21 protein-coding genes and 1 tRNA gene are annotated in these 25,917 nt (G+C 65.0%); 14 read left to right on the top strand and 8 right to left on the bottom strand.

Features of this window, described 5'->3' with window-relative positions:
• Window positions 1-26 precede the first annotated feature (26 nt).
• Window positions 27-1,097 (top strand): potassium channel family protein, encoded by a 1,071-nt coding sequence (locus AC5Y4F_RS08100; RefSeq protein WP_499995927.1) that lies wholly within the window; start codon window positions 27-29, stop codon window positions 1,095-1,097.
• Entirely contained in the window at window positions 1,097-2,029 is a 933-nt protein-coding gene (gene nudC, locus AC5Y4F_RS08105; RefSeq protein WP_067937900.1) for an NAD(+) diphosphatase, read from the top strand. Before AC5Y4F_RS08100 ends, nudC begins: the two co-directional genes overlap by 1 nt.
• 8 nt (window positions 2,030-2,037) lie before the next feature.
• Here nudC and mrx1 read toward each other — a convergent pair whose 3' ends face one another.
• Window positions 2,038-2,292 carry a mycoredoxin Mrx1 gene (gene mrx1, locus AC5Y4F_RS08110; RefSeq protein WP_499995929.1) on the bottom strand — a complete coding sequence of 85 codons (255 nt, stop codon included), beginning with the start codon at window positions 2,290-2,292 and terminating at the stop codon, window positions 2,038-2,040.
• Between the two features lie 171 nt (window positions 2,293-2,463).
• On the opposite strand from mrx1, the gene AC5Y4F_RS08115 reads away from it, so the two are divergent.
• From AC5Y4F_RS08115 to AC5Y4F_RS08125, 3 genes are all read left to right on the top strand, one after another.
• The gene (locus AC5Y4F_RS08115) at window positions 2,464-4,563 is read left to right on the top strand and encodes an ATP-dependent DNA helicase UvrD2 (RefSeq protein ID WP_499995930.1); all 2,100 of its coding nucleotides are present in this window, start codon (window positions 2,464-2,466) and stop codon (window positions 4,561-4,563) included.
• A gap of 108 nt (window positions 4,564-4,671) precedes the next feature.
• A complete protein-coding gene (locus AC5Y4F_RS08120) occupies window positions 4,672-4,830 on the top strand; it encodes a hypothetical protein (protein ID WP_197520475.1) in 159 nt (52 codons plus the stop codon).
• Between the two features lie 141 nt (window positions 4,831-4,971).
• Window positions 4,972-5,244: a WhiB family transcriptional regulator gene (locus AC5Y4F_RS08125; RefSeq protein ID WP_067931619.1), complete on the top strand. Its 273-nt coding sequence runs from the start codon at window positions 4,972-4,974 to the stop codon at window positions 5,242-5,244.
• An 8-nt stretch (window positions 5,245-5,252) separates the two neighbouring features.
• On the opposite strand, the gene AC5Y4F_RS08130 is transcribed toward AC5Y4F_RS08125, so the two are convergent.
• The 3 genes from AC5Y4F_RS08130 to AC5Y4F_RS08140 all read right to left on the bottom strand — a co-directional run bounded on the left by AC5Y4F_RS08130 (window position 5,253) and on the right by AC5Y4F_RS08140 (window position 9,008).
• Window positions 5,253-6,596: a macrolide-binding ATPase MABP-1 gene (locus AC5Y4F_RS08130; RefSeq protein WP_067931641.1), complete on the bottom strand. Its 1,344-nt coding sequence runs from the start codon at window positions 6,594-6,596 to the stop codon at window positions 5,253-5,255.
• A 118-nt stretch (window positions 6,597-6,714) separates the two neighbouring features.
• Window positions 6,715-7,578 carry a cyclodehydratase gene (locus AC5Y4F_RS08135; RefSeq protein ID WP_067931617.1) on the bottom strand — a complete coding sequence of 288 codons (864 nt, stop codon included), beginning with the start codon at window positions 7,576-7,578 and terminating at the stop codon, window positions 6,715-6,717.
• A gap of 35 nt (window positions 7,579-7,613) precedes the next feature.
• Entirely contained in the window at window positions 7,614-9,008 is a 1,395-nt protein-coding gene (locus tag AC5Y4F_RS08140; RefSeq protein WP_499995932.1) for a zinc-dependent metalloprotease, read from the bottom strand.
• A gap of 103 nt (window positions 9,009-9,111) precedes the next feature.
• On the opposite strand from AC5Y4F_RS08140, the gene AC5Y4F_RS08145 reads away from it, so the two are divergent.
• Entirely contained in the window at window positions 9,112-10,134 is a 1,023-nt protein-coding gene (locus AC5Y4F_RS08145) for a YlbL family protein (RefSeq protein WP_067931612.1), read from the top strand.
• A 74-nt stretch (window positions 10,135-10,208) separates the two neighbouring features.
• Complete coding sequence (locus AC5Y4F_RS08150; protein WP_067931610.1) at window positions 10,209-13,190, top strand: UPF0182 family protein; 2,982 nt, start codon at window positions 10,209-10,211, stop codon at window positions 13,188-13,190.
• Between the two features lie 3 nt (window positions 13,191-13,193).
• Here the strand turns inward: AC5Y4F_RS08150 and AC5Y4F_RS08155 are convergent, their stop codons facing one another.
• Window positions 13,194-14,174, bottom strand: a complete 981-nt coding sequence (locus AC5Y4F_RS08155) for a GlxA family transcriptional regulator (protein ID WP_197520471.1) — start codon at window positions 14,172-14,174, stop codon at window positions 13,194-13,196.
• A 100-nt stretch (window positions 14,175-14,274) separates the two neighbouring features.
• Here AC5Y4F_RS08155 and AC5Y4F_RS08160 point away from each other — a divergent pair, with 100 nt between their 5' ends.
• The 7 genes from AC5Y4F_RS08160 to AC5Y4F_RS08190 all read left to right on the top strand — a co-directional run bounded on the left by AC5Y4F_RS08160 (window position 14,275) and on the right by AC5Y4F_RS08190 (window position 22,765).
• A complete protein-coding gene (locus tag AC5Y4F_RS08160) occupies window positions 14,275-14,925 on the top strand; it encodes an HD domain-containing protein (RefSeq protein WP_067931637.1) in 651 nt (216 codons plus the stop codon).
• A gap of 16 nt (window positions 14,926-14,941) precedes the next feature.
• Window positions 14,942-15,646, top strand: a complete 705-nt coding sequence (locus tag AC5Y4F_RS08165; protein ID WP_067931608.1) for a nitroreductase family protein — start codon at window positions 14,942-14,944, stop codon at window positions 15,644-15,646.
• 1,064 nt (window positions 15,647-16,710) lie between these two features.
• On the top strand, window positions 16,711-18,291 hold the full coding sequence (locus tag AC5Y4F_RS08170) for a GMC family oxidoreductase (protein ID WP_067931606.1): 1,581 nt from the start codon (window positions 16,711-16,713) through the stop codon (window positions 18,289-18,291).
• 449 nt (window positions 18,292-18,740) lie between these two features.
• Window positions 18,741-19,340 (top strand): UbiX family flavin prenyltransferase, encoded by a 600-nt coding sequence (locus AC5Y4F_RS08175; protein ID WP_067931635.1) that lies wholly within the window; start codon window positions 18,741-18,743, stop codon window positions 19,338-19,340.
• Window positions 19,341-19,386: 46 nt separating this feature from the next.
• On the top strand, window positions 19,387-20,958 hold the full coding sequence (locus AC5Y4F_RS08180) for a UbiD family decarboxylase (protein ID WP_369829675.1): 1,572 nt from the start codon (window positions 19,387-19,389) through the stop codon (window positions 20,956-20,958).
• A 150-nt stretch (window positions 20,959-21,108) separates the two neighbouring features.
• On the top strand, window positions 21,109-22,140 hold the full coding sequence (locus tag AC5Y4F_RS08185; RefSeq protein WP_067931602.1) for an LLM class flavin-dependent oxidoreductase: 1,032 nt from the start codon (window positions 21,109-21,111) through the stop codon (window positions 22,138-22,140).
• A gap of 548 nt (window positions 22,141-22,688) precedes the next feature.
• Window positions 22,689-22,765: transfer RNA gene (locus tag AC5Y4F_RS08190), tRNA-Met, on the top strand.
• A gap of 164 nt (window positions 22,766-22,929) precedes the next feature.
• On the opposite strand, the gene AC5Y4F_RS08195 is transcribed toward AC5Y4F_RS08190, so the two are convergent.
• From AC5Y4F_RS08195 to AC5Y4F_RS08205, 3 genes are all read right to left on the bottom strand, one after another.
• Window positions 22,930-23,763 carry a helix-turn-helix domain-containing protein gene (locus tag AC5Y4F_RS08195; RefSeq protein WP_082947481.1) on the bottom strand — a complete coding sequence of 278 codons (834 nt, stop codon included), beginning with the start codon at window positions 23,761-23,763 and terminating at the stop codon, window positions 22,930-22,932.
• Between the two features lie 250 nt (window positions 23,764-24,013).
• Entirely contained in the window at window positions 24,014-25,063 is a 1,050-nt protein-coding gene (locus AC5Y4F_RS08200) for a GlxA family transcriptional regulator (RefSeq protein WP_231986287.1), read from the bottom strand.
• A gap of 419 nt (window positions 25,064-25,482) precedes the next feature.
• On the bottom strand, window positions 25,483-25,890 hold the full coding sequence (locus AC5Y4F_RS08205; protein WP_156749934.1) for a hypothetical protein: 408 nt from the start codon (window positions 25,888-25,890) through the stop codon (window positions 25,483-25,485).
• Between the last annotated feature and the right edge of the window lie 27 nt (window positions 25,891-25,917).

A 25,917-nucleotide genomic window follows, 5' to 3' on the forward strand; every position in this document is an offset into this window, starting at 1 on the left:
AAAAGGCAAGCCGATGACGGACCGCCGTGGGCAACGGTAGGTCCCGAAAGCTGAGCGGTCTGGACGAAACCCTGACTGCTCAACGCGGTCACCAGCTGATCGGTGTGGTGCGCATCCCCGAGGAGCATGCCAGCCCCATCCGTGTCATCACCCGCCGCCTGGCCATCGCACTGGTGGTGTTGTTCGCCGCGGCGCTCATCGTCTACGTGGATCGCGACGGTTTCCGAGATGTGCGCAACGAACCGCTGACCTTCCTGGACTGCGTGTACTTCTCCGCGGTGTCCCTGTCGACCACCGGCTACGGCGACATCACGCCCTACACCGAAACCGCGCGGCTGGTGCACACCCTGATCTTCACCACGCTGCGGATCGCGTTTTTGGCAGTGTTGGTCGGCACCACGCTCGAAGTGCTCTCCGAGCGATCTCGCCACGGGTGGAAGATTCAGCGTTGGAGGAGCAGAGTGCGCAACCACACCATCGTGATCGGATACGGAACCAAGGGGAAAACGGCGGTTGCCGCGATCCTCGGTGACGAGACCGTGCAAACAGAGGTCGTCGTGGTCGACACCGATCGCAGCACGCTCGAGCACGCGGAAAGCGCGGGCCTGGTCACCCTGCATGGTGATGCGACCAAAGCCGACGTGCTGCGGTTGGCCGGCGCCCAGCACGCGGCCTCCATCATCGTCGCCACCAGCCGCGACGACACCGCTGTGCTGGTGACGCTGACGGCGCGCGAGATCGCACCCAACGCCAAGATCGTCGCCTCGATCCGGGAGACCGAGAACCAGCACTTGCTGCAGCAGTCGGGAGCGGACTCGGTGGTGGTGTCCTCGGCCACTGCCGGGCGGCTCCTTGGACTGGCCACCACCACGCCCAGCGTCGTGGAGATGATCGAGGATCTGCTGACCCCCGACATGGGGCTGGCCATCGCCGAGCGAGAAGTGGAGCAGAGCGAAGTCGGCGGATCACCGCGGCACCTGCGCGACATCGTGCTCGGCGTGGTGCGCGATGGCCACCTGCTGCGCATCGGTGCACCGGAGGCGGACGCCATCGAGGCCAATGACAGACTGCTGTACATCCGAAACGCCGACCACTGATGGCAATCTCGGACTTTCAGCTACGCAGCGTTCCGCTGCTTTCGCGGGTGGGTGCCGACCGCGCCGATCAGCTGCGCACCGACGTCGAGGCGGCCGGCGCGGGCTGGGCGGATGCGGCGCTGCTGCGAGTGGATTCGCGCAATCAGGTGCTGGTCGCCAACGGCCGGGTGGTACTCGGTGCCGCCGCAGAAATCGGCGATAAGCCGCCGTCGGAGGCCGTGTTTCTGGGGCGCCTCGAGGACGGCCGCCACGTCTGGGGCGTCCGCGGCGCGCTACAGGCTCCCGAAGATCCGGACGCGCATGCCGAGGTGGTGAACCTACGGAGTCTCGGCCCAATCTTCGACGACACCAGCAGCCAGCTGGTGTCCGCGGCGGTCGCGCTGCTGAACTGGCATGAGAAGGCCCGCTTCAGCTCCGTGGACGGTTCGCCGACGAGACCGGCCCGGGCAGGCTGGTCACGCGTCAACCCGGTCACCGGTCACGAGGAGTTCCCGCGGATCGACCCGGCGGTGATCTGTCTGGTTCACGACGGCGGTGACCGCGCGGTGCTGGCCCGCCAAGCGGTGTGGCCCGAGCGGATGTTCTCGCTGTTGGCCGGATTCGTCGAGGCAGGCGAATCCTTCGAGGTGTGCGTCGCTCGGGAGATCCGCGAGGAGATCGGCCTGACCGTCCGCGACGTGCGATACCTGGGCAGTCAGCCGTGGCCGTTCCCCAGGTCGCTGATGGTCGGCTTCCACGCCGTCGGCGACCCGGCCGAAGAATTCTCGTTCAACGACGGTGAGATCGCCGAGGCGGCTTGGTTCACCCGCGATGAGGTGCGCGCCGCGCTGGCGGCGGGGGACTGGTCCAGCTCGTCGGACTCGAAACTTCTACTGCCCGGGTCCATCTCGATCGCCCGTGTGATCATCGAATCCTGGGCCGCGATCGACTGACCGTGCGCTCAGTGGCCGGCGTCGGCCAACTTCTCCTTCACCTGGGCCGCGGTCGGATTGGTCAGCGTCGACCCGTCGGCGAACTTCACCGTCGGAACCGTCCGGTTGCCGCCGTTGACCGAGCTGACGAAATCAGCTGCCGTCGCGTCGTGCTCGATGTCGACCGCCTCGTAGGGAATTCCGTTGGACTTCAGCACCGTCATGAGCCGATGGCAGTAACCGCACCATGAGGTCGTATAGACGGTGAGCGGAGCAGAGGTCATGGTTGGTTAACGTAACCCGGCGACGCTGCATTCCACGCCGGGGGTAGTACGCGGCCACTCGGCTGCAAGGGGGACGAGATCCGCCGACTCGCCGGGGCGACACGCCAGTTCCGCCGATTAGGGCGTGGCGATGCGCCGGGTTTGTCGGCGGTCGCTGCCAAGATGGACGCCATGCCGACGGTCGCCGATCCATTGACAGCGGGGCTGGACGACGAGCAGCGCGAGGCCGTGCTGGCTCCATGCGGCCCGGTCTGCGTGCTCGCGGGTGCCGGCACGGGAAAGACCCGCACCATCACGCACCGGATCGCCCAGCTTGTCGCGAGCGGTCACGTCGCGGCCGGGCAGGTGCTGGCCGTCACGTTCACCCAGCGGGCGGCGGGGGAGATGCGCTCGAGGTTGCGGACGATCGACGCCGCGGCGGGCGGGGACACCTCCGTCGGCGCGGTCTCGGCTCTGACGTTCCACGCGGCCGCGCACCGGCAGTTGCGGTATTTCTGGCCGCGGGTGGTCGGCGAGACCGGGTGGCAGCTGCTGGACAGCAAGTTCGCCGTGGTCGCACGGGCGGCCGGCCGCGTCCGGATCAACGCCAGCACCGACGACGTGCGCGACCTGGCCGGCGAGATCGAGTGGGCCAAAGCGTCGTTGATCGGGCCGGAGGAGTACCCGGCCGCGGTGGCGGCCGCCGCGCGCGACATCCCCCTGGACGCCGCCCGGGTCGCCACCGTTTACGCCGCCTACGAGGCGCTCAAAGCCCGTGACGACAACGTCACCCTGCTCGATTTCGACGACCTGCTGCTGCACACCGCGGCCGCGATCGAAAACGATGCCGGGGTGGCCGACGAGTTCCGGGACCGCTACCGCTGCTTCGTCGTCGACGAATATCAGGACGTGACGCCGTTGCAACAGCGGGTGCTGACGGCGTGGCTGGGCGACCGCGACGACCTGACGGTGGTGGGCGACGCCAACCAGACCATCTACTCGTTCACCGGGGCGTCTCCACGCTTCCTGCTCGACTTCTCCCGCCGGTTCCCCGACGCCACCGTGGTGCGCCTGGAGCGCGATTACCGCTCCACCCCGCAGGTGGTCTCGTTGGCCAACCAGGTGATCGCGGCCGCCCGCGGGCGGGTTGCCGGCAGCAAGTTGCACCTGGTGGGTCAGCGGGCGCCGGGCCCGGCGCCGACGTTCCACGAGCATCCCGACGAACCGGCCGAGGCCGCCGCGGTCGCGGCGTCGATCAAGCGGCTCATCGAATCCGGCACCCCGCCGGCGGAAATAGCGGTGCTCTACCGGGTCAATGCGCAGTCGGAGATCTACGAGGAGGCGTTGACCGAAGCCGGCATTCCCTATCAGGTCCGCGGCGGCGAGGGGTTTTTCAACCGCCAGGAGATCAAGCAGGCCCTCCTGGCGCTGCAGCGGGCTGCCGAGCGCGGTGCGGAGGGGCCGTTACCCGCAGTGGTCCGGACCATCCTGGAGCCGCTGGGGCTGACGGCCCAGGAACCCGTCGGCACCCGGGCCCGGGAGCGCTGGGAGGGGCTGACCGCGCTGGCCGAACTGGTCGACGACGAGGTGGCTCAGCGTCCGCAGCTCGACTTGCCCGGGCTGGTCGCCGAACTGCGGACGCGAGCCGACGCCCGGCACTCACCGGTGGTGCAGGGCGTCGCGCTGGCGTCGCTGCACGCGGCCAAGGGACTCGAGTGGGACGCGGTGTTTCTGGTCGGACTGGCCGACGGCACCCTGCCCATCTCGCACGCGTTGGCGCACGGCGCCGAGAGCGAAGCGGTCGAGGAGGAGCGGCGGCTGCTCTACGTCGGAATCACAAGGGCCCGTGTGCATTTGGCGCTCAGCTGGGCGCTGGCCCGGAGCCCGGGTGGGCGCCAGGGCCGTAAGCCGTCGCGGTTTCTCAACGGCATCGCGCCCCAGGCGCGCGCCGACGTGACGCCGAACAGGTCCCGGCGTAACCGGGGCGCCGCGACCCGCTGCCGGATCTGCAACAAGAATCTGACCACCCCGGCAGCCGTCATGCTGCGGCGCTGCGAGACCTGCGCCGCCGAGATCGACGAGGACCTGTTGTTGCGGCTGAAGGCTTGGCGGCTGGACACCGCCAAGGACCAGAAGGTGCCCGCCTACGTGGTCTTCACCGACAACACGCTGATCGCGATCGCCGAGTTGCGGCCCGGCGACGAGGAGGCACTGATCGGGATTCCCGGCATCGGCGCCCGCAAGCTGGAACAGTACGGCCCGGACGTGCTGGAACTGGTTCGCGGGGGCTGAGCCGGTAAACCCGCTGGTCAGAAAATCGGTTGTGGTCATCGCCGGTGACCGTTTACCCTCGAAACCGCAACTCGGCACTACAACTCGGCGTTAAGGAGGGTGGCCACGATGATCAACGACGCGTTCGGTGCAGGCGTGACCCGCCCCGTCCTGGCCGCGGGCGCCTTCCATGCCGCACCCGCCGCCTCGGCGGCCGCGCGTAAGCATCGCGCCGCCGCCGTGACCGACGCGTCCGTAGATGTCGGGGGCCCACCGAAGGCAAGGTAAGCACCAGCCCGGTTTTCTCCCAATGGCCACGGACCCGAAGTCACCAGGATCCGTGGCCATAGTTGTAGGTCGGCACCTCTTCGACCTGGTCCGGATCACTGCCAACGACAGCAACCCAGATCAGGAAGTAGGTGGTAGGACATGTCGGCACCGACAGTCCCAGGACAAGCCCTGCCGTGTCACGTCGGCGATCCCGACCTGTGGTTCGCCGACACCCCGGCCGATCTCGAGCGGGCCAAGACGCTGTGCACCAGCTGCCCGGTCCGACGGCAGTGTCTGGCCGCCGCGCTGGAACGCGCCGAACCATGGGGCGTGTGGGGCGGCGAAATCATCGACCGCGGCTCGGTCCTGAGTTTCAAACGGCCGCGCGGACGCCCCCGCAAGGACACCCGTCGGGACGGGGCCGCCGCTTAGCGAGGAAGCTAGACGACCGCGCTGTCGGGTTCGGCGAAGCCGGGCACCAGCTCTTCGGACAGTGCCTTGATCGGCACGTGGGCATCGAGCTGGCACAGGATCGCGGCCACCGACATGATCACCCGCATCGGGATGACCAGTTTGGGCGGCAGATCCATCTGGCGGGCCGTGCGGATCTGCGACACCGACCGATCGATCTCGATGGCGGACATCTTCTGCAGCCACTTGCGCGTGTAGTGAAAGACCTCGACCTCGACCGGTTCGACATACTGGCGCAGCATGTCGTCGATGTCGCGCACCGACACCTGCTGGCCCTTCTGGATGAAGCCGGCCTTCTCCATCGTCGGCAACAGCATGTCGTAGTTCTTGTCACGGGCCAGCCGGATGGTCATACCGAGCTCGATCGGCAACCCGCCGGGTAGCGGCGCGACGGCGCCGAAGTCGATCACGCCCATGCGGCCATCGGGAAGCAGCATGAAGTTGCCCGGGTGGGCATCGCCGTGCAGCATTTGTAGCCGGCGCGGTGCGTCGAAGGTGAGCTCGAGCAGCCGCGTGCCCATCAAGTCGCGCTGCTCGGTGGTGCCGTTCCGGATGATGTCGGCCATCGGGGTGCCCTGCATCCACTCCTGGATCACCACCTTCGGCGCGCTGGCGACGATGCGCGGCACCGCGAAGTGCGGGTGGTCGTGATACGCCTTGGCGAAGGCGCGCTGGTTCTCGGCCTCCAGCCGGTAGTCCAGCTCCATCTCGGTGCGCTCGATGAGCTCGTCGACCACACCCTGGATGTCGGCGCCCGGCGCGAGCTGCTTGAACACCCCGACGAGGCGCTGCATGGTCTTGAGGTCGGCCCGCAGTGCCTCGTCGGCGCCGGGGTACTGGATCTTGACGGCCACCTCACGGCCGTCGGCCCAGACGCCCTTGTGGACCTGGCCGATGCTGGCCGAAGCCACCGGTGCGTCGTCGAACGAGCTGAACCGCTCGCGCCACTTGGTGCCCAGCTGGGCATCGAGCACGCGGTGCACCTTGGCGGCGGGCAGCGGCGGGGCGTCCTTTTGCAGCTTGGTCAACGCTTCGCGGTACGGCTCGCCGAACTCCTCGGGGATCGCGGCTTCTAGCACCGACAGGGCCTGGCCCACCTTCATCGCGCCGCCCTTGAGCTCACCAAGGACGGTGAACAACTGGTGGGCGGCCTTTTCCAGAAGCTCGGCCTGGACCTCGTCCCTGGACTTTCCGGTCAGTCTTTTACCGAAACCGAGCGCTGCCCGTCCGGCGAATCCGACCGGAATGCTGGCCAGCTTCGCGTTCCGCGCAGCACGGCCCCTTTTGATGTCTGCCACGCATCCATCATCCATGATGGTTCGCGCGATGTGGAGAGACATCGACAACACCCGTTGTCATGCTTCGTAAGCGCAGGTCACTGGAGCGAACGACCCGCCCGCGGCGCCAAGCGCCGCCAACGGAAGTGGGTGCTCAGCAGGAGCACAACGGATGTTTGGTCCACTGCCGCGTGACGATCGCGCCGGAGCGCAGGTCGAATTCCAGCGTCGCGTTCAGAGTTTGGGGAGGCCCGGGCTCGGCCGCCTCCTGCCCGTGCACGGCCGCGATCACGCGGTTCACTTGGCTCAGAGCCAGCGCCGCGGTCGCCAGCACGGTGGGTCGATCGGCGACGCCGACGGTTTCGCGCAGCTGCGCGCAGATGGCCGGCCACGCAGCGTCGCGGTCCCGGCGGTGCAGGTCCGCGCAGCCCAGGCAGCTGGTCACGCCTGGAATCACCAGCGGACCCACCAGTCCGATGCCGTCGCGCACCCGCACCAGCAGATGCGCGATGCCCTGGTTGTGCAGATCGCGCACCATGCGCGGGTCGGCGACTAGAAAGTCCGACAGCACCACTAGATCAACGTCGTCGGCCGATACCGCGGCGTGCGGTTGGCTGCTGTGCGCGATCCGGGCGCCCGAGCAGCGCAAGGTTTCCACCAGCAGCTCGGAGAGGGGCCCGCGGCCGTGGATCCGCACCGAGGCGGCCCGGGCGCGCGGTCGGCCGCACTCGCTGGCGACTCCGGCACCGACCAGTTGCGCGACCAGGTTTTGCAGGCCGTCGGCGTCGGTCAGGCCTCGGTCGAGCGCGCGGCGCTGCAACTCCGAGAGCGGGGTGGGCGACCACATCGTCCGCAACAGCGTGGCCAGTTCGGCGGCGGCCAGGCCGCTCGGCGGCCGGACCAGCACCGCGCGACGCGGGTCCCAGCCCACCTGGACCGCACCGTCGGGACGCAACAACACCGGCAAGGCGGGATCCAGGGCATAGCTGGAAAGGACGGCCCGGCACCGCTGAGTCACCGCGCAACTGTGTCACGTCCGGGGTGATGACTCCCTCAGTTATCCACAGACCCGCCGCCGGAACCCGGGTCGTCGCGGCCCTCGCCCTCGCGCTCGAGTTTGGCGATGGCCTCGTCGATGCCGCTGGTGTCACCGCCGATGACGCGGTCGATGAAGCCTGCCGGCTCGTCGAGGTCATCGGTGTCGGGCAGCAGGTCGGGGTGTTGCCAGATCCCGTCGCGGGCGTCGATCCCGGCGGCCTCCGTCAAGCGCTCCCAGAAGGCGGCGGCCTCCCGCATCTTGCGGGGCCGTAGCTCCAGGCCGACCAATGTTGCGAAGGTTTGCTCGGCGGGGCCGCTGCTGGCCCGGCGGCGGCGCATCGTCTCGCCCAGCGCGGCCGCGCCGGGAATCCGGTCGCCCAGCGCGGCGGCCACCACCACCTGCACCCAGCCCTCGATCAGGGCGAGCAGTGTTTCCAGGCGTTCCAGCGCCTGGGTTTGCGCCGGCGTCGCCTTGGGCTCGAAAACGCCCTGCCCGAGCAGGTTTTCGATCGCAGCAGGGTCCGACAGCGACGCCGGATTGAAATCGCGCGCCAGCTCCTCTATGCCGGACATGTCGATCTCCATGCCCATCGCATACGCCTCGACGGCACCAAGCAGTTGGCTCGACAGCCACGGCACGTGGCTGAACAGGCGGTGGTGGGCGGCCTCACGCGCCGCCAAAAACGTCAGGATCTCGCTACGCGGCCGCTCCAGCCCGGTGGCGAACGACTCGACGGCGTCGGGCATAAGCGCCGCAATTCCCTTGGGCCCCAACGGCAAACCGATGTCGGTCGATGTCAGCACCTCGCGCGACAATCGGCCCAGCGCCTGCCCGAGCTGCGAGCCGAACGCCATCCCGCCCATCTGCGACATCATCTGCATGAGCGGGCCCGCCATGCTCTTGACTTCTTCAGGCAGCGATGCCGCCCACACCGTCGAAATCTGTTGTGCCATCGGGTCACACAGCCGCTTCCACGTCTCCAACGTGTTTTCGACCCAGTCGCCGGGGGTCCAACCCAGCGCCTTGGTGGTGCCCGCGGGCAGCGCCGTGGCCCCGTCCAGCCAGGTTTCGGCTAGACGCACCGCGTCGGCTATCGCCGAGTTGGTGGTGTCCGGAACGGGCGCCACAAAGCCGATCGAATTCGTCGCGACCCGGCGCGCCAATTCGTAATTGACCGGACCCGAGGCGGTTCCGCCGGGCCCGACGGTGCCCGCGCTGCTGAACATCTGACCCAGTTGGGTGAAGATCTGCCCCAGGTCGCCCATGCCGAATTCGCCGCTCATGCCGAAGGCGGCGAAGGGGTCAGACGGGTTCGAGCCCGAATCGGGATCTTTTTTCCCGGGCTTGTCGGGGTCGTCTCCGGAGGAGAAACCGAAAGGCAGGTCAGCCATGCCCTCAACGGTACTCACCACAAGGTCAGACGGCGGGACCTCGGGTCAGCTTGTAGCTAAACGCGGTTACCGGACGTTGTGGCTGAACACCGCGCCACGGGGGCCGTCTAGTCTGATCGGCGTGAACAGGCGCATCCTGACCTTGGTGGTCGCGCTGGTGCCGATCCTGGTGTTCGGCGTGTTGCTGGCGGTGGTAACGGTGCCGTTCGTGTCGCTGGGGCCCGGCCCCACCTTCGACACGCTCGGCGAAGTCGACGGCAAGCAGGTGGTGGCGATCGAGGGCACCCAGACGCACCCGACAACCGGCCACCTCAATATGACCACGGTGTCCCAGCGCGACAATCTGACGCTGGGCGAGGCGCTGACGCTGTGGCTTTCGGACACCGAACAGCTGGTGCCGCGCGACCTCATCTATCCGCCCGGTAAGTCGCGCGAGGACGTCGACAAGGCCAACAACGCCGACTTCAAGCAATCCGAGGACAGCGCCGCCTACGCGGCCCTGGGGTACCTCAAGTACCCCGCGGCGGTGACGGTCGCCAAGGTCCCCGAGCCGGGCCCGTCGGTGGGCAAGCTCAAAGTCGGCGACGCCATCGACGCGGTCAACGGCATGCCGGTGGCCACCGTCGACCAGTTCACCGGACTGCTGAAGAACACTAAGCCGGGCCAGGTGGTGACCATCGACTACCGCCGCAAGAACGAGCCGGCCGGCGTCGCACAGATCACGCTGGGCGCCAACAAGGACCGCGACTACGGCTTCCTGGGTGTCGCAGTGCTCGACGCGCCGTGGGCGCCGTTCACCGTGGACTTCAACCTGGCCAACGTGGGCGGACCGTCCGCGGGGTTGATGTTCAGCCTGGCGGTGGTCGACAAATTGACCACCGGGGACCTGGCCAAGTCGAACTTCATCGCGGGCACCGGCACGATTTCGTCCGACGGAAAGGTCGGCCAGATCGGCGGCATCACCCACAAGATGGTCGCTGCACATGCGGCCGGGGCCACGATCTTTCTGGTGCCGGCGAAGAACTGCTACGAGGCCAGCTCGGACAATCCTTCCGGCCTGCGGCTGGTCAAGGTCGAGACGCTCGACCAGGCAGTGGATGCGCTGCACGCGATCGGGTCGGGTGGGCAGCCGCCAAGCTGCTAGCGAACCCTGGCGATCAGGGGTAGTGCCATGCGTAGAGTTGTCACCGTCTAGCAATCGATCAGGGAGCGTAGCCAGTGGGGATGCGGCCCACCGCACGAATGCCGAAGCTGACCCGGCGTAGCCGGATTCTGATCCTGATCGCACTGGGTGTGATCGCCCTGCTGCTCGCGGGTCCGCGGCTGATCGATGCCTACGTCGACTGGCTATGGTTCGGCGAGGTCGGCTATCGCTCGGTGTTCTCCACCGTGTTGGTCACCCGGTTCGTGGTCTTCCTGATCGCCGGTCTGCTGGTGGGCGGCATCGTGTTCGCCGGGCTCGCGGTGGCTTACCGCACCCGCCCCGTGTTCGTGCCGAGCAACGACAACGATCCCGTGGCGCGCTACCGCGCCCTGGTGCTGTCCCGGTTGCGGCTGGTGAGCGCCGGCATCCCGGTGGCGGTCGGCCTGCTGGCCGGCATCATCGCGCAAAGCTATTGGGTGCGGATCCAGCTGTTCTTGCACGGGGGCGACTTCGGCATCAAGGACCCGCAGTTCGGCAAGGATCTGGGCTTCTACGCATTCGAGCTGCCGTTCTACCGGCTGCTGCTCAGCTACCTGTTCGTCGCGGTGTTCCTGGCCTTCGTCGCCAACCTGTTGGCCCACTACATCTTTGGCGGCATCCGGCTGTCCGGCCGGACGGGTGCGCTGAGCCGTTCGGCGCGGATCCAGCTGGTCACCCTGGTCGGGGTGCTGGTCGTGCTCAAGGCGATCGCGTACTGGCTGGATCGCTATGAGTTGTTGTCGCACACCCGGGGTGGCAAGCCTTTCACCGGCGCCGGGTACACCGACATCAATGCGGTGCTGCCCGCGAAGCTGATCCTGATGGCGATCGCGATCATCTGCGCGGCCGCGGTGTTCTCCGCGATCGTGCTCAAGGACTTGCGGATCCCGGCGATCGGGCTGGTTTTGTTGCTGCTGTCCTCGCTGATCGTGGGCGCCGGGTGGCCGCTGATCGTCGAGCAGATCAGCGTCAAACCCAATGCCGCGCAAAAGGAAAGCGAATACATCAGCCGCAGCATCACCGCGACGCGGCAAGCCTACGGCCTGACCTCGGACCAGGTCACCTATCGCAACTACACCGGCGACGCGCAGGCCACCGCCCAGCAGGTCGCCGACGACCGCGCGACCACGTCGAACATCCGGCTGCTGGACCCGACGATCGTCAGCCCCGCGTTCACCCAGTTCCAACAGGGCAAGAACTTCTACTACTTCCCCGACCAGCTGTCCATCGACCGGTACCAGGACCGCAACGGGGCGTTGCGCGACTACGTCGTCGCGGCGCGCGAGCTCAACCCCGACCGGCTGATCGACAATCAGCGCGACTGGATCAACCGGCACACCGTCTACACCCACGGCAATGGCTTCGTCGCGTCGCCGGCCAACACCGTGCGTGGAATCGCCAACGACCCCAACCAAAACGGCGGCTACCCAGAATTCCTGGTCAACGTCGTCGGCGCCAACGGTAACGTGGTGTCCGACGGCCCGGCACAACTCGACCAGCCGCGCGTCTACTTCGGGCCGGTCATCTCCAACACGTCGGCGGACTACGCGATCGTCGGGCGCAACGGCAACGACCGCGAATACGACTACGAGACCAGCAACGAAACCAAGAACTACACCTACACCGGCCTCGGCGGCGTCCCGCTCGGCGGCTGGCTGTCGCGCAGCGTGTTCGCCGCGAAATTCGCCGAGCGAAACTTCTTGTTCTCCAACGTGATCGGCTCCAACAGCAAGATCCTGTTCAACCGCGACCCGGCGCGGCGGGTGGAAGCGGTGGCGCCGTGGCTGACCACCGACAGCGCGGTGTACCCGGCGATCGTCAACAAGCGACTGGTGTGGATCATCGACGGCTACACCACCCTGGACAACTACCCTTATTCCGAACTCACGTCGCTGGAATCGGCGACCGCGGACTCCAACGAGGTGGCTTTCAACAAGCTGGCGCCCGACAAGCGGGTCTCCTACATCCGCAATTCGGTGAAGGCGACCGTGGACGCCTACGACGGCACCGTCACGCTCTACCAGCAAGACGAACAGGACCCGGTGCTCAAGGCCTGGATGCGCGTGTTCCCGGGAACCGTCAAGCCCAAGAGCAACATCAGCCCGGAGCTGGCCGAGCACCTGCGCTATCCCGAGGACCTGTTCAAGGTGCAGCGGATGCTGCTGGCGAAATACCACGTCAACGATCCGGTGACGTTCTTCTCCACCTCGGATTTCTGGGACGTGCCGTTGGATCCGAACCCGACGGCCAGCAGTTACCAGCCGCCGTATTACATCGTCGCGAAAAACATTGCTAAAAACGACAATACGGCGTCCTACCAGCTGACCAGCGCGATGAACAGGTTCAAGCGCGACTATCTGGCCGCCTACATCAGCGCCAGCTCCGACCCGGCCACGTACGGCAGGATCACCGTGTTGACCATCCCGGGTCAGGTCAACGGGCCGAAGCTGGCCAACAACGCGATCACCACCGATCCGGCGGTGTCCCAAGACCTCGGCGTGATCGGGCGCGACAACCAGAACCGGATCCGATGGGGCAACTTGCTCACCCTGCCGGTGGGGCGGGGCGGCCTGCTCTACGTCGAGCCCGTGTATGCCTCTCCGGGGGCCAGCGACGCGGCGTCGTCCTACCCGCGACTGATCCGGGTGGCGATGATGTACAACGACAAGATCGGATACGGACCCACCGTGCGGGACGCCCTGACCGGGCTGTTCGGCCCGGGCGCCGGCGCGGCCGCGACGAGCATCCAGCCCACCGAGGCGGGGACACCCGCGGCGAGTCCGCCGGCCAGCCCGCCGGCGCCGGTCGCGACGCCCGGATCACCGCCGGCGGTCGCCGCACCGCCGGTGCCCGACGGAGCGGTGACGCTATCGCCCGCCAAATCCGCTGCCCTGCAAGAGATTCAGGCGGCAATCGGCGAGGCCAAGGACGCGCAGAAGAAGGGCGATTTCGCGGGCTACGGCGCGGCGCTGCAGCGCCTGGACGACGCGATCACCAAGTACAACAACACCAAGTAGCTTTCAGGCGTAAGCCGTTCGGAATCTGTCCCGATAGGCCTTCGGGCTGATGCCCAGGTGATTGACGAATACCCGTCGCAGCGTTTCGATGCTGCCGAAGCCGGCCATGCCGGCGGTCTCGGTGACCGTCCGGCCGGATTCCAGCGCATTTCGGGCGAAATCGATCCGAACCAGTTCGACGTAGCGCGCCGGGGTCATCCCGAGCTCGGATTGAAACAGCCGGGTCAGCTGACGGGTGCTCAAAGATGCCAGGGCCGCAAGCTTTTTCACGCTATAGTCGGCGCCGGGGTCGGCCACGATCGCATCGGTGACCGGGCGCAGCGGCGACTGCGGCGGGGGATCGGCCTCCAGCAACACCGAGAATTGTGATTGGCCGCCCGCGCGTTTGAGGTAGACCACCAGCCACCGGGCCACGTCGCGGACCAGTTCTGTCCCGTAATCCATTTCGACCAACGCCAGCGCCAGGTCGATGCCCGACGAGATGCCCGCGGAGGTGAAGATGTCGCCGTCGCGGACGAAGATCGCGTCCGGCTCGACGGTGACATCGGGGAAAGCCCGGCCCAGCAACCGGGTGTCGTGCCAGTGCGTGGTGGCGCGCCGGCCGCTGAGCACGCCGGCCTGCGCGAGGATGAACGACCCCGTGCAGATGGACGCCAGACGACGGGTCCGTGTTGACACCGATCGGACGGCCTCGACCAGGGCGGGTTCGATGGGTCGCCCCGGCAGGTCGTCGCTGCCCGCGACCATGACGGTATCGGCGGAATCGATCGCCGAAATGCTGTCGGTCACGCCCAATCGGGCCCCGATCGAGCTGGTCACATCGCACCCGTCGACCGACGCGATTTTGAGCCGGTAGTCGGCGCCGAAGCGGTTGGCCTCGGCGAACACCTCACCCGCCCCCGCGACGTCCAACAGCGTCACCCCGTCGAAAACGACGATCACCACCACCCGCGAACGCGCTCCGGCTGTAGCCACGCAACCCATTCTGTCGCTTTCTGAGGACTTGACGGCCCGATCGGCCAGGGTCGATTCGTCCGCGCCGCCGCACACTCGAACCAACAGTTACTTGGAGGGAGACGAGAACATGACCACCAGCTCAATTGACGCCGTCGCCGGCATCCACGTGCCCGACACGGCCCTGGCGCGTGAGGCCACCGAGTTCATCCGCGACACCGAGGACGAGTTGCTCTTCAACCATTCCCGGCGGGTGTTCTTCTTCGGCGCGCTGCAGGGCGTGCGCCGCGGGCTGAAGCCCGATGTGGAGCTGCTCTACGTGGGTGCGATGTTCCACGACCTCGGCCTGACCGAGCGCTATCGCGGCTCCGCCGTCCGTTTCGAGGTCGACGGCGCCGACGCGGCACGGGACTTCCTGACCTCCCATGGCGTCGACGAGGCCGACGCGGCCAAGGTGTGGCTGGGCATCGCCCTGCACACCACCCCCGGCGTGCCCGAGTTCATGGCCCCCGAGGTGGCGCTGCTGCAGGCCGGCGTGGAAGTCGACGTGGTCGGCGTCGGGCGCGAGCAGTTGGCGCCCGAGGCACTGGCCGCGGTGACCGCCGCCCACCCGCGCCCACAGTTCAAGCAGCGCATTCTGGCGGCGTTCAACGACGGCATGAAGCACCGGCCGCGGACCACCGACGGCACCATGAACGCCGACGTGCTGGCGCACTTCGATCCGGCCTTCAAGCGCGTCGACTTCGTCGACCACATCCTCAACAACAGCTGGCCCGAGTAGCGGAAGGAGAAGAACAATGGACATCTACGAAGGCCTCTACACCACCAGGATGATGCGGCGGCTGCGGCCGGATCCGATCCCGCTGGACACGCAGGCCCGCATTCTCGACGCGGCGGTCCGCGCCCCCAACGGGGGCAACACCCAGCGCTGGCACTTCGTGGCCGTCGACGACCCGGAACTCATCCGCAAATTCGCCAAACTGTTCCGGAAGGCCCGCGCCCTCGAATACGAGAAGTTCACTACTGGGACGGGACCGATGGCTGCGGCGGCGCCCGGTGCGGATGCGGCGGCTCACGCCAAAACGATGCGCCGGATCAAAGGCTCGGGGGATTACCTGGCCGATCATTTCGAAGAAGTTCCCCTGTTGCTCTTCGTCTTCGCCATCGACGACCTCGGCGGTGCTAACATCTACCCGGCGATCTGGAGTGTTTTGCTCGCCGCCCGTGCCGAGGGCGTCGGCGGCGTCATGACGATGGTGCTCCGCAATTTCGCGGACGAGGTCAACGAGCTCCTGGGAGTTCCAGTTGAGCAAGGCTGGAAGATGTCTGCCATGCTCACCCTGGGCTACCCGTTGGGCAGGTGGGGTGTCGCGGCGAATCGCCATCCGGTACACGAAGTTTCGTCCCGAAACCACTGGGACGCGCCGTTCGGTGTCGAAGTGCTGCAGCCGCTGTGGCCGCCACACGACGACACGGCCACAGGCCTAGCCGCGGCGGGCTGACTTGCGGCAAACGGCGACTTGCGCGCGGGCGCGATGGTTCCCCGGCGCCGAGTCGAGTCGTGACCCATCAAAAATTCTGGCGCCAATGGTTACACAACGCCGGGCACATGGCGTTCGGTCCGGCCGAGGCGTGTACGCCGCAACAGTTGGCCGAACTATATGACGTCAATGTGGTGAGCGCTCAATGCGTCAATCGGTCCGCGCTACCTCTTATGCGACGACAACGGCAGGGCTTGTTGGTGTGGGCATTGAGCAGCAGCTCAGCGGGGGTACGCCACCTTCTCTGGTCCCCTATTTCGCGGTCAAAGCCGCGATGGAAGCGCTGGCGGTGGCGTACGCGCGCGAGCTGACGCGTTGGGGCATAAAGACGCCCATCATCGTTCCCGGCGCGTTCACCGCCGACACCAACCACTTCGCGAAATGCCGGATCACCCGCCGACCGGAGGGTGTTCGACGAGTACGAGGAGGGACCCTGCGGAAGTTTTGGACGTCAAGTCGAACTAGCCTTCGGTGAAATCGTGCCACCGGACGCAGACGCATCCGCGGTTGCTGATGCCGTCGTGACTGGGGTCGACGCCCCATTCAGCAAGCGCCCGTTCCGATTTCACATCGATCGCGCGGGAGGATGGCGCCGACGCGGGGTTCGCGGTGCTCGACCGCTCAGGGTTGAGATGCTGTCTCGCATCGGACGGCAGGACCCGTTGAAACCGGTGCGAACGGTGCAGCCCTGAGGTCGCAATTGTAAAGAAGTTATCCAGGGCTGGCAGTGGCGCAGCCGCGGGAGCCGTTGCTTTGGCGTCGGCCACGTTCTCCGTTTGACCCGCCGCGCGGCTGCTCGGCCGAATCCGTATGGCCGAGTCGCGTCGCGTTTCATGGGAAGGTCGACCCGAACGGCCATTTTCTGATAGTGCCGGACGCCGCACACTGGTTTGCAGCACAACTAGAGAGGTGTCCGTGGCCACCACAGTGATTGAGACCATCGCAGCAACCGAAGAAACACGCAACGGCAGGAATCGCGTCATCGACCTTCGCCGTCTGACGCGTCGGACGAGTTGCCAGTCCAGATGAAACAAACCGGAAAACACACGGTCCCACCTCCCGGCGTCGCGCCCCGGTACGACTTCGTGGTGTGCGGGTCGGGATCCTCCGGATCAGTGGTGGCGGCCCGGCTGGCCGAAAATCTCGATGTCACAGTGCTATTGCTGGAGGCGGGCGGCACTGACGACGTGCCGGCCGTTCACGATCCGTCCCAGTGGCCCCTCAACTTGGGCACCGAACGTGACTGGGGATTTGTCTCAGAACCGTCGGCGCATCTCAACGGCAGGTCGATCCCGCTGTCGATGGGCAAGGTGCTTGGCGGCGGATCAAGCATCAACGTAATGGCTTGGACGCGAGGGCATCGCAGCGACTGGGACTACTTCGCGCTCGAGGCTGGTGACCAGTCGTGGAGCTATAAATCGGTCCTCGACATCTACCGTCGCATCGAAGACTGGCACGGGCGATACGATCCCGACTACCGCGGCGTCGGCGGTCCGATATTCGTTGCTCCCGCAACCGATCCCAGTCCACTTGCCAACGCCGTCGTCGATGCTGCGCGCGCGGTCGGAATTCCCAGCTACCAAAGCAACAACGGCGCGATGATGGAGGGTGAAGGTGGTGCTTCGATCCTCGATTTGACAGTGCGCGATGGACACCGGCAATCGGTGTTTCGTTCCTACGTCCACCCGCACCTGCGCCGGTCGAACCTAACTGTTCTCACCCATGCGACCGTTACGCGGTTAGCCTTTGACAAGAACCGGATCGCGGCAGTGGAGTTTTCGCTCGGCGGCTCAGCCCACAGCGTCGCCGCAGGGCGGGAGGTAGTCGTGTCGTTGGGCGCAATCAACACGCCCAAACTGCTCATGCAGTCGGGCATCGGCGATGCCGAAGAACTACAGCGCTTCGGAATTCCGGTTGTGTGGGATCTCCCCGGCGTAGGACACAACTACCAAAACCATCCGTGCGTCTACTGCGTATGGCAATACCGCGATCCCCTCCCGCCACGCACCAATGGGGCAGAGGCGATGGTGTTTTGGAAGAGCGATCCACAGCTGGAGGCACCCGACCTACAAATTTGTGTCGCGGAGTTCCCGTTATCTGATTCGGGAGATCCTGCAGGCAACCGGATACCCGAGCACGGGTGGACGGCATGTGCGGGGGTGCTGCGACCGAAGAGCCGCGGCAGGATCCGTCTTACCGGCCCGGATCCGTCCGACCGGGTGGCGGTCGAGGACAACATGCTGGCTCATGGCGACGACCTCACGGCTACGCTCGCGTGTATCGAGCTATCCCGCGACATCGGAAACTCAGCACCGCTGCGAACCTTCACCAAGCGCGAAGTGATGCCAGGGAACCTCACCAGACGTAATCTCGAGCGCTTTGTGCGGGACACCGCGACCAGCTTCTGGCATCAATCCTGCACCGCGAAGATGGGGCGAGATGACATGTCGGTGGTGGACGGCGATCTCAAAGTCTATGGGGTTGAGGGTCTTCGGATCGCCGACTCGTCGATCATGCCGCGTATCACGACTGGTAACACCATGGCTCCGTGTGTCGTAATCGGCGAGCGTGCCGGCGACATTCTCAAAGCGGAGCACGGACTCTGACTGCCGGTCGCCGTCGGCAAAATGACGAGCACTCAACAACGCTTCGTTGTGTGCCCGTCTTGGACCATGGTGTGAACGTATCGCCCAGCGTCGAATTCCGCGACCTTTGTGGCCAGCACCGGTTGCGGCTGATACGAGCGCTGGTCTCGGTCGATACGGCGATGACTGCCCGGAGCGCTCTGCGACGTCACATGTTGTGGGCAACATGTCTCATTGGCGCAGTCCCGTGAGCCGTCCTTGAGTTGACACTGGACACGGCCCGAAAAGGTAGCGAAAAACTATCTGGCAGCCGCGGGTGGCCAGGACTAGCCACCGGCGGATGCGACCAAGAGCCGGTCGGCGACAAGATTTTGACTGGGAAGTACTCGCAAATGAGGCCCGGTTGCTCAAATCAGAAACCGCACAGCCCGAAGTCCGGGGCCGGGCGGCCCGCAAATAGGAGGAAGATGATGCGTTTAGTAGTCGCGATGACCGGTGCGACCGGCGCCGCTTTGGGGATCCGTCTGCTGCAAGCTCTCGGGCTGTTGGGGATCGAAACGCACCTGGTCGTCAGCGACTGGGCACGGGCGACGATCAAGCTCGAGACCGATACGAGCCTCGATGAGGTTCGGGCAATGGCTTCACACGCTTACAATGTTCGCGATCTTGCCGCCACCATCTCCAGTGGGTCGTTCCGCACGGATGGCATGGTCGTGTGCCCGTGCAGCATGAAGACGTTGAGCGCCATCCGAATCGGTCTCAGCGACAACCTGATTACTCGCGCCGCCGACGTGACGCTGAAGGAACGCCGCAAGCTCGTTCTTGTCGCGCGGGAGGCTCCATTGAGCGAGATCCACCTGGAGAACATGCACTATCTGGCGCGCGCCGGCGCTGTGATTTTCCCGCCGACGGTGGCCTATTACGCGCGGCCCGCCTCCGTTGACGAGGTAACCGACCACGTGGTCGGCCGCGTCATCGATCAATTCGGGATTGAACACTCTCTGATCAAGCGCTGGAAGGACGATCAGCATCCGCCCGCCGTGAACGGCGAACTAGCCCCAATCCTTTAAGGAGAAGAGAGTGACTACTCCTAGAAGTACTACAAACGCGGCGGAAATCACGAACACGACCCAGTCGCGAGACGAGGAGACGGGCCCCGACCTGCGGAGCTGGCTGGCCACGCTCGAAGAGGCCAACCAGTTGCGCCGCATCAAGGCTTCCGTCGACTGGGATGAAGAGATCGGTGCCATCACCCGCGCCAACCTTGCCCTGGGAGGCCCAGGGCTACTGTTCGAACACATCGTCGACCACGAGTCGACCTGGTGCACAAAACTTTTGACGTCGGCACTCGGGAGCCGGCGCCAGGTTCAGCTGATGCTGGGGCTGCCCGAAGGTACGAGCGATTCGGCAATCGTCCGCCACCTGCGAGACGCCTTCAAAAAACCAATTCCCCCGCGCATCGTCGCCACTGGCCCGGTCAAGGAAAACATCCTAGAAGGCGACGATATCAATTTATGGGAACTTCCGGTCCCTAAGTGGCACGGTGATGACGGTGGCCGCTACATCGACACGTTCTGCGGTGTAGTCACCGAAGACAAGGTGACTGGTCGCGACAACGTTGGTCTTTATCGCGGCATGATCGTCGACCGCGACAAGATTGCGAAGCTCCTAGTGCCTACTCAGGGCTGGGGCGTCCACATGGAGGAGTACAAGCCAGAGCCGATGCCAGTGGCTGTCGTCTACGGCTGGCACGACGTAATGCCGTTTTGTGCGGGCAGTCCATTCCCCAAGAACGTCTGTGAATGGGACATGATGGGCGCCCTGCTCGGCCGCCCAGTCGATCTGGTGGCCTGCGAAACGGTACCCCTGCACGTCCCAGCCTCGGCAGAGATCGTCGTCGAGGGTTTCATCGACCCCGACCCATCGACCTTCGTCATGGAGGGCCCGTTCGCCGAGTATCCGGGCTTCCTCGGCGGCGCCGCACCGGCCCCGGTTCTTCGGGTCACCCGGATCACCCACCGCAACGACCCAGTGCTACGCGGCACCCTCGAAGGGATACGGCCGGGACTGTTCAACGAAGACAGCATCACCAACTTCGCGCGGTCGGCGATTACCTGGAATGTGCTCGACGACCTCGGAATCGGTGGCATCACCGATGTATGGATGACCGAGGTGACAAACGGCCAAAACACTGTCGTGCAAATTCGCAAGGCCTATCGCGGACATGCGCAGCAGATCGCCTCGGCCCTTTGGGGCACCGGTGGATCGGTGTGGTTTCACAAGAACGTCATGGTGGTCGAGGAGGACATCGAGATCCACGATCCGGTCGCCCTGGACTGGGCGCTGTCGTACCGGGTCAATGCCGGCCTCGGCGATATCGCGTTCTTCGGCCCCGGCATCGGCTCATCGATAGATCCCTCCACCCCGCCGGAGTTGAACGACACCAACCGATATGGCACCGGCCAATGGACGCGCGTGCTCATCGATGCTACGCGGAGTTGGGCAGTCGACCCGCGGCCAGAGTGGGGTGGGCGGCGCTTCCCGCCCACCGACAGGCTCAAACCTGAGTTGGAATCCAAAATCGCCGGCCGCTGGGAGGAATACGGCATTGATATCCCCTACCTCGATGACGACGGGCGCGAAATGCTGACGCTGCAGAAATTGAGCAAACGGCTACCGGAGGTGTAGTTCAACGTTCACCCCAGTCTCCGAAAGAGATTCCAGGGGCAAGCGGGTCCACGTCGGCTGTGACACGTGCGCGACCGCTCGGTGGGCGGGTGATCGTCGGAATTTGCGCGCCCATCTCGAAAGCGTTGAAGCGGCAGAGAGGATAGATCAGTGCCTGGTATCGATGTAAGCGTCGCACTACCACCATCGTTCGAGTCGGCCGAGCACATTGCCACGGCGGAAAAATTGGGCTATCGACGGGCCTATCTCTACGACACTCCATTCGAAGGTGACGACGTTTGGCTGCATTTGCACCGTGCCGCCGCGCTGACGACGACCATAGAGCTGGGTCCCGCAGTGCTCATTCCCACGCAGCGCCACCCGTTGGTCAACGCCGCACAGACCGTGTCACTGCATCGGGTAGCGCCGGGACGCGTTGTCAGCTCGTTCGGCACCGGGTTCTCCAGCCGCGCAGCTATCGGTCAGCCGCCGATTCGATGGTCGTACATGGAGGCCTATATCCGTACCTACCAGGCATTGTTGGCCGGCGAGGCAGTGGATTGGGAGGGCGCGGCGATCAAACTACTGCTCACTTCTGCGCAAGCGGACGTGCTGCCGCTGCGAATCCCATTGCTGCTCGCCGCCACTGGGCCCAAGGGGGCCGGTGTCGCGAAGCGGGTCGGTGCCGATGGACTGATATCCATGTTCAACCTCGTGCCCGCGCAACGTCAATTTACGCGGGCAGTGGTAGCCACTATGGGCACCGTCGTTAGCGACGGGGAAGACCTGGCGGGTGAACGGGTCCGCTCGGCGGTCGGTGCCCCGTGGGCGGCGGCATATCACTTTGTCTATACGGCCCAGGGGGCCGACGCGGTGCGCGAAATGCCCGGTGGCTCCGCGTGGCTCGACGTGATCGAGGGTGTCCCACAACGGTTGCGCCATTTACATGTTCACCAAGGCCACATGGTGGAAATGAACGACGCCGACCTGGTGGCCTGGCGCGCGGGCGGCCACACCTCCGTTCCTTCGGTAACCCTGACGGGCTCCGCTGACACGGTCGGAAAGGCCGTCGCGGCGCTGGCCCGAGCCGGTGCCACCGAGATCATGATCGAGCCCTCGGGTCCGGACATTGCACGCGAACTCGATACGTTCATTTCGGCTGTACGCGACCATGTCCAAAGCCATGGGCTGAAGCATGACTGACCCATACCATAGGCGCGGGTGTGGCCGCGGGCGGCAAGGCGTTGACGGTGCCTCAGACCGGTCCGACGCTGATCTTGACCAAAGACTTTTGAGACCATGACATTTCGGGCGACGGTGTCCCGGATCCACCGAAACACGCTTTGTCTCAGGGCAAGTCGCCGATGGTCAATGATCAACCCGGATCGAGTCGCCGGTGTAACGTATGGGCGGGCCGACCGCCATCACCGAAGTGGTTGCCTTCCTGGCCGGAGCGACACGATGGGTCAACGGATGGCATCCGCGCCAAGTGCGGTCGTCGTTGGAACGACTATGTCATGGCCTCCGCGCAAAGCGCGTTCCTCGACAGCACGTGCGCGCTGAGGTGGTGTTATTTGACGGCAACATGCCGATGACACGGCCCCGGCGATATGTCGCGACGCACTGAACACGGGTAGCCACGTCAACGGCGAGCACCGTCGGCCTCGCAGGACGAGGTGTAGGGGTACCAGTCGGCGTTGTTCGGGCGATTTGGCAGCCTCCGGGGTGTTCGGTAATCTGGAGTTCACCATCGCGGGGTGGAGCAGCTCGGTAGCTCGCTGGGCTCATAACCCAGAGGTCGCAGGTTCGAATCCTGTCCCCGCTACCACTGGAAATGGCCCTCGGAAGATCGTCCGAGGGCCATTTTCCTGCTCGCGGGTGGTTGTTGACTACCAGGACACGAGCTCAATGTGCGGCGCTGTGCGGTTCCAATGCGACCCAGCAGTCTGCTCACCGGCGGCATTCCCGTGATGTCGGGTTGCGCCTGATTCGTCAGCCCAGTGTCTGTTCGCGATACGCAGTGGGCGTAATGCCGAGCTGTCGACGGGTCACGGTAGCCAGGTGTTGAGAACTGGCGAACCCACATTGGTGGGCGATTTCCGTAATGCTCAGAGACGGGTGGCTCAATAAATCGAGCGCTCGTGTGAGGCGGCGGTTCATCAACCAGCGGTGTGGGGGTTCGCCCGTGCCCTCGCGGAAAAGGGCTGTCAGTCGGGACGTCGATAGACCCACCACGTTGGCCAACTCGGTCAAACCGATGTTGTTCGACAGGTGTGCTTCGAGGTACTCGATGGCACGCCGCAGGCGCCAATCGCGGTAGCCTGGGCCGCTTTTCTCGGCGAACACTGCGGAACCGGACGAGCTCGAGTGCCGCCGAATCAGTCGTACAGCGAGTTGTTCCCCAAGAGACTCGACCATCATCGAAGAACATCCATCGCGCTTCGTCATCTCACGAACGATCTGCCGGCAGATCACCTCGACGAATGGATCACGTGAACACATCGGGTCCACAAGATCGACGGTCTGACCCTTCTTGATCGCACCACTGGCCACGGCCAAGCGCTCAATCAGGGCGTGAGGCAGGTACACATGCAGGTAGGTGAAGGGCTGCTCTGAGATGAACACCCCTCGCGGCTGCTCACCAGCGACCACGATGTTCATGTGAAACGCCGGATGCACACCGCTCCACTTCCGCCTCCCGTTGGCGAAGTAGGTGTGGTGGTGATGCCCACTCACCGGCATCGAGATCACGTCCATGTTCTCATTTGCGCGGCCGTTCAATTCGTATGACGACTCGCGTTGGAACCGCCAGATGGCCGCCGACATCGTTTCATCTGGATTTGTGATCCGATGTTCGGGTGTGAAGCCCAGCCGGCGCGCGATGTTGTCGGGCGCCGCGTTTACCGGTGTGCTCGATGTCGCGCCGTTCGTTTGTTGGGCCAGTGTTGGAGAAACCCTGGCAACGTCGCGAGAAGCAATCGACCGGCCGTCAGGGGCTGAAGTCACGGTTCCAGTGTCCGCGCCGCGAAGTTCGGAAACCGGTTACGACCGGACATCTTTCCCTCAGATACCGACATCACAGGCCGGCGGCGCGTTGATCTGACTGACGTGATCGCGACTGTTGGTTTCGGATGCCGCGTGAATCTCTGGCACCGGCGCGGCCCGTAGTACGAAATCTGTCTTGATATGCCCTGGGAGGGACGCCGAAACGGTTGACGAAGACCCTTCTGAACGTCTCGGGGCTCCCGAAGCCCGCCAGCCGGGCCGCATGAGCGATCGTATGTCCCGCCTCCAGTGCGGATCTCGCGACATCGAGGCGGACCGTCTCGACGTAGCGGGCCGGGCTCGTGGCGAGTTCGGACTGAAACAGCCGCGCCAGTTGACGCGTGCTCAAGGATGCCCGTGCAGCGAGGTTCTTGACGCTATGGTTGGCGCCTGGGTTCGCCACGATCGACGCGGTGACGGTGCGCAGTATTGATTCGGCCGGCGGCTCGGCCTCCACCAACGCGGAAAATTGTGACTGTCCGCCAGCACGTTTGAGGTACACAACCAAGGCCCGTGCCACCTCACGAACCACCTCCCCGCCGTAATCCAGTTCAACCAACGCCAACGCCAAGTCGATGGCCGCTGATACCCCAGCCGAAGTGAAGACCTCGCCATCACGAACAAAGATCGCATCGGGTTCGACGCATGTGTCGGGGAATTGGCGCGCAAGCACCCGAGCGTGTCGCCAGTGCGTGGTAGCGCGTCGGCCACGCAAGAGCCCAGCCTGAGCCAAGACGAACGAACCCGTGCACACAGAAGCCAAGCGCCGGCATCGCGCCGATAATGATCCGAGCGCCTCCAGAAGGACGGGATCGAGTCGCTGCCCGACCAGTTTGTCGCCGCCCGCGACGACGACGGTGTCGGCAGCATTGATGGTTGAAATGCTGTCACTGACGCCCAACTTGGTTCCGATCGAGGTTATGACATCTCGCCCGTCGATCGATGCGATTTTGAGCTGGTAGTGCGCGCCGAACCGGTTAGCCGTGGCGAACACTTCGGCTGGTCCGGCTGCATCCAGGAGCGTCACGCCGTCGAAGACGAGTATCACCACCACATGTGATGTCACAGCAGTCTGATTCACACCAGCATTGTGTCTATCGCGACGGGCATGGTTCACCAGCGGTGTTTACGTTTCGATACTGGCAATGAGGCTGGATACGCGTGATACGCCGCCCGAGTCCGCTGCGCTCTGATGCACAGGACTCGTGCCTGAGACACGATTGCGTCGGCCAATCGCGGTAGACACGGTTCAGGGTCCGCTGTCTGCGATCAAATGGAACCGCGAATCGTCTTGGTGCGGTGACCCATACTGTCAACCAGATGACGATAGGTAAGGACGTTGAAACTCATGACATCCGCCGCTTCGGACACGGCAACGCTGCGCACCGGCGTAATCGCAGTGCCAACCGATGAGGAGTCGCGCTTCGAACCTAGGATGACGCGCTGGTGGGGGCGTCGGCTTTGGCTGCAAGCCCGAATGTTCGGCTTCGCATCCAATCGCTATGTGATCAGTGATCGTTCGCAAGCGAACGAATTGCACTCTCTGAACGAAGCTTTGCCCCTACGACCGTTTCTCGTCCAAGCGCTCATCACAATGCTGTTGATCGCAACCGCCGTCGGGATTGGGTGGCTCTGGTAGTGGCATTCACTGCGACGTCGCCAATCTGGGCGCGCAGCATCCTGCTCGCACAGCAGTTCATCCAGGCGACCAAACCGGTCGGACACAGGCTCGTAAGTCGGATGTTGTGGCAAGTACGGCTCGACGAGCAGTGCGTGAAACGTCTTTTCTACCACTGATTTGCTCAAGGTTGCGTAGGCCAACAGAACTGCGCAGCCATCGCCACCGCGCGCCAGCACTTGCAAACCGAAGGTCCACGAAAGGTTGTAGATGTCGATTCCACCACCCACTGACACGGTACCGCCACGGCGAGGGAA

The sequence above is a fragment of the Mycobacterium sp. NGS56 genome (genome assembly GCF_059812425.1).

What these genes read in the sequence shown, in the direction of transcription:
- nudC (WP_067937900.1), top strand. Translation starts at nt 1,097, where the DNA reads ATGGCAATCTCGGACTTTCAGCTACGCAGCGTTCCGCTGCTTTCGCGG.
- mrx1 (WP_499995929.1), bottom strand. Translation starts at nt 2,292, where the DNA reads ATGACCTCTGCTCCGCTCACCGTCTATACGACCTCATGGTGCGGTTAC.
- AC5Y4F_RS08115 (WP_499995930.1), top strand. Translation starts at nt 2,464, where the DNA reads ATGCCGACGGTCGCCGATCCATTGACAGCGGGGCTGGACGACGAGCAG.
- AC5Y4F_RS08120 (WP_197520475.1), top strand. Translation starts at nt 4,672, where the DNA reads ATGATCAACGACGCGTTCGGTGCAGGCGTGACCCGCCCCGTCCTGGCC.
- AC5Y4F_RS08125 (WP_067931619.1), top strand. Translation starts at nt 4,972, where the DNA reads ATGTCGGCACCGACAGTCCCAGGACAAGCCCTGCCGTGTCACGTCGGC.
- AC5Y4F_RS08130 (WP_067931641.1), bottom strand. Translation starts at nt 6,596, where the DNA reads ATGGATGATGGATGCGTGGCAGACATCAAAAGGGGCCGTGCTGCGCGG.
- AC5Y4F_RS08155 (WP_197520471.1), bottom strand. Translation starts at nt 14,174, where the DNA reads ATGGGTTGCGTGGCTACAGCCGGAGCGCGTTCGCGGGTGGTGGTGATC.
- AC5Y4F_RS08160 (WP_067931637.1), top strand. Translation starts at nt 14,275, where the DNA reads ATGACCACCAGCTCAATTGACGCCGTCGCCGGCATCCACGTGCCCGAC.
- AC5Y4F_RS08165 (WP_067931608.1), top strand. Translation starts at nt 14,942, where the DNA reads ATGGACATCTACGAAGGCCTCTACACCACCAGGATGATGCGGCGGCTG.
- AC5Y4F_RS08170 (WP_067931606.1), top strand. Translation starts at nt 16,711, where the DNA reads ATGAAACAAACCGGAAAACACACGGTCCCACCTCCCGGCGTCGCGCCC.
- AC5Y4F_RS08175 (WP_067931635.1), top strand. Translation starts at nt 18,741, where the DNA reads ATGCGTTTAGTAGTCGCGATGACCGGTGCGACCGGCGCCGCTTTGGGG.
- AC5Y4F_RS08195 (WP_082947481.1), bottom strand. Translation starts at nt 23,763, where the DNA reads ATGTCGGCGGCCATCTGGCGGTTCCAACGCGAGTCGTCATACGAATTG.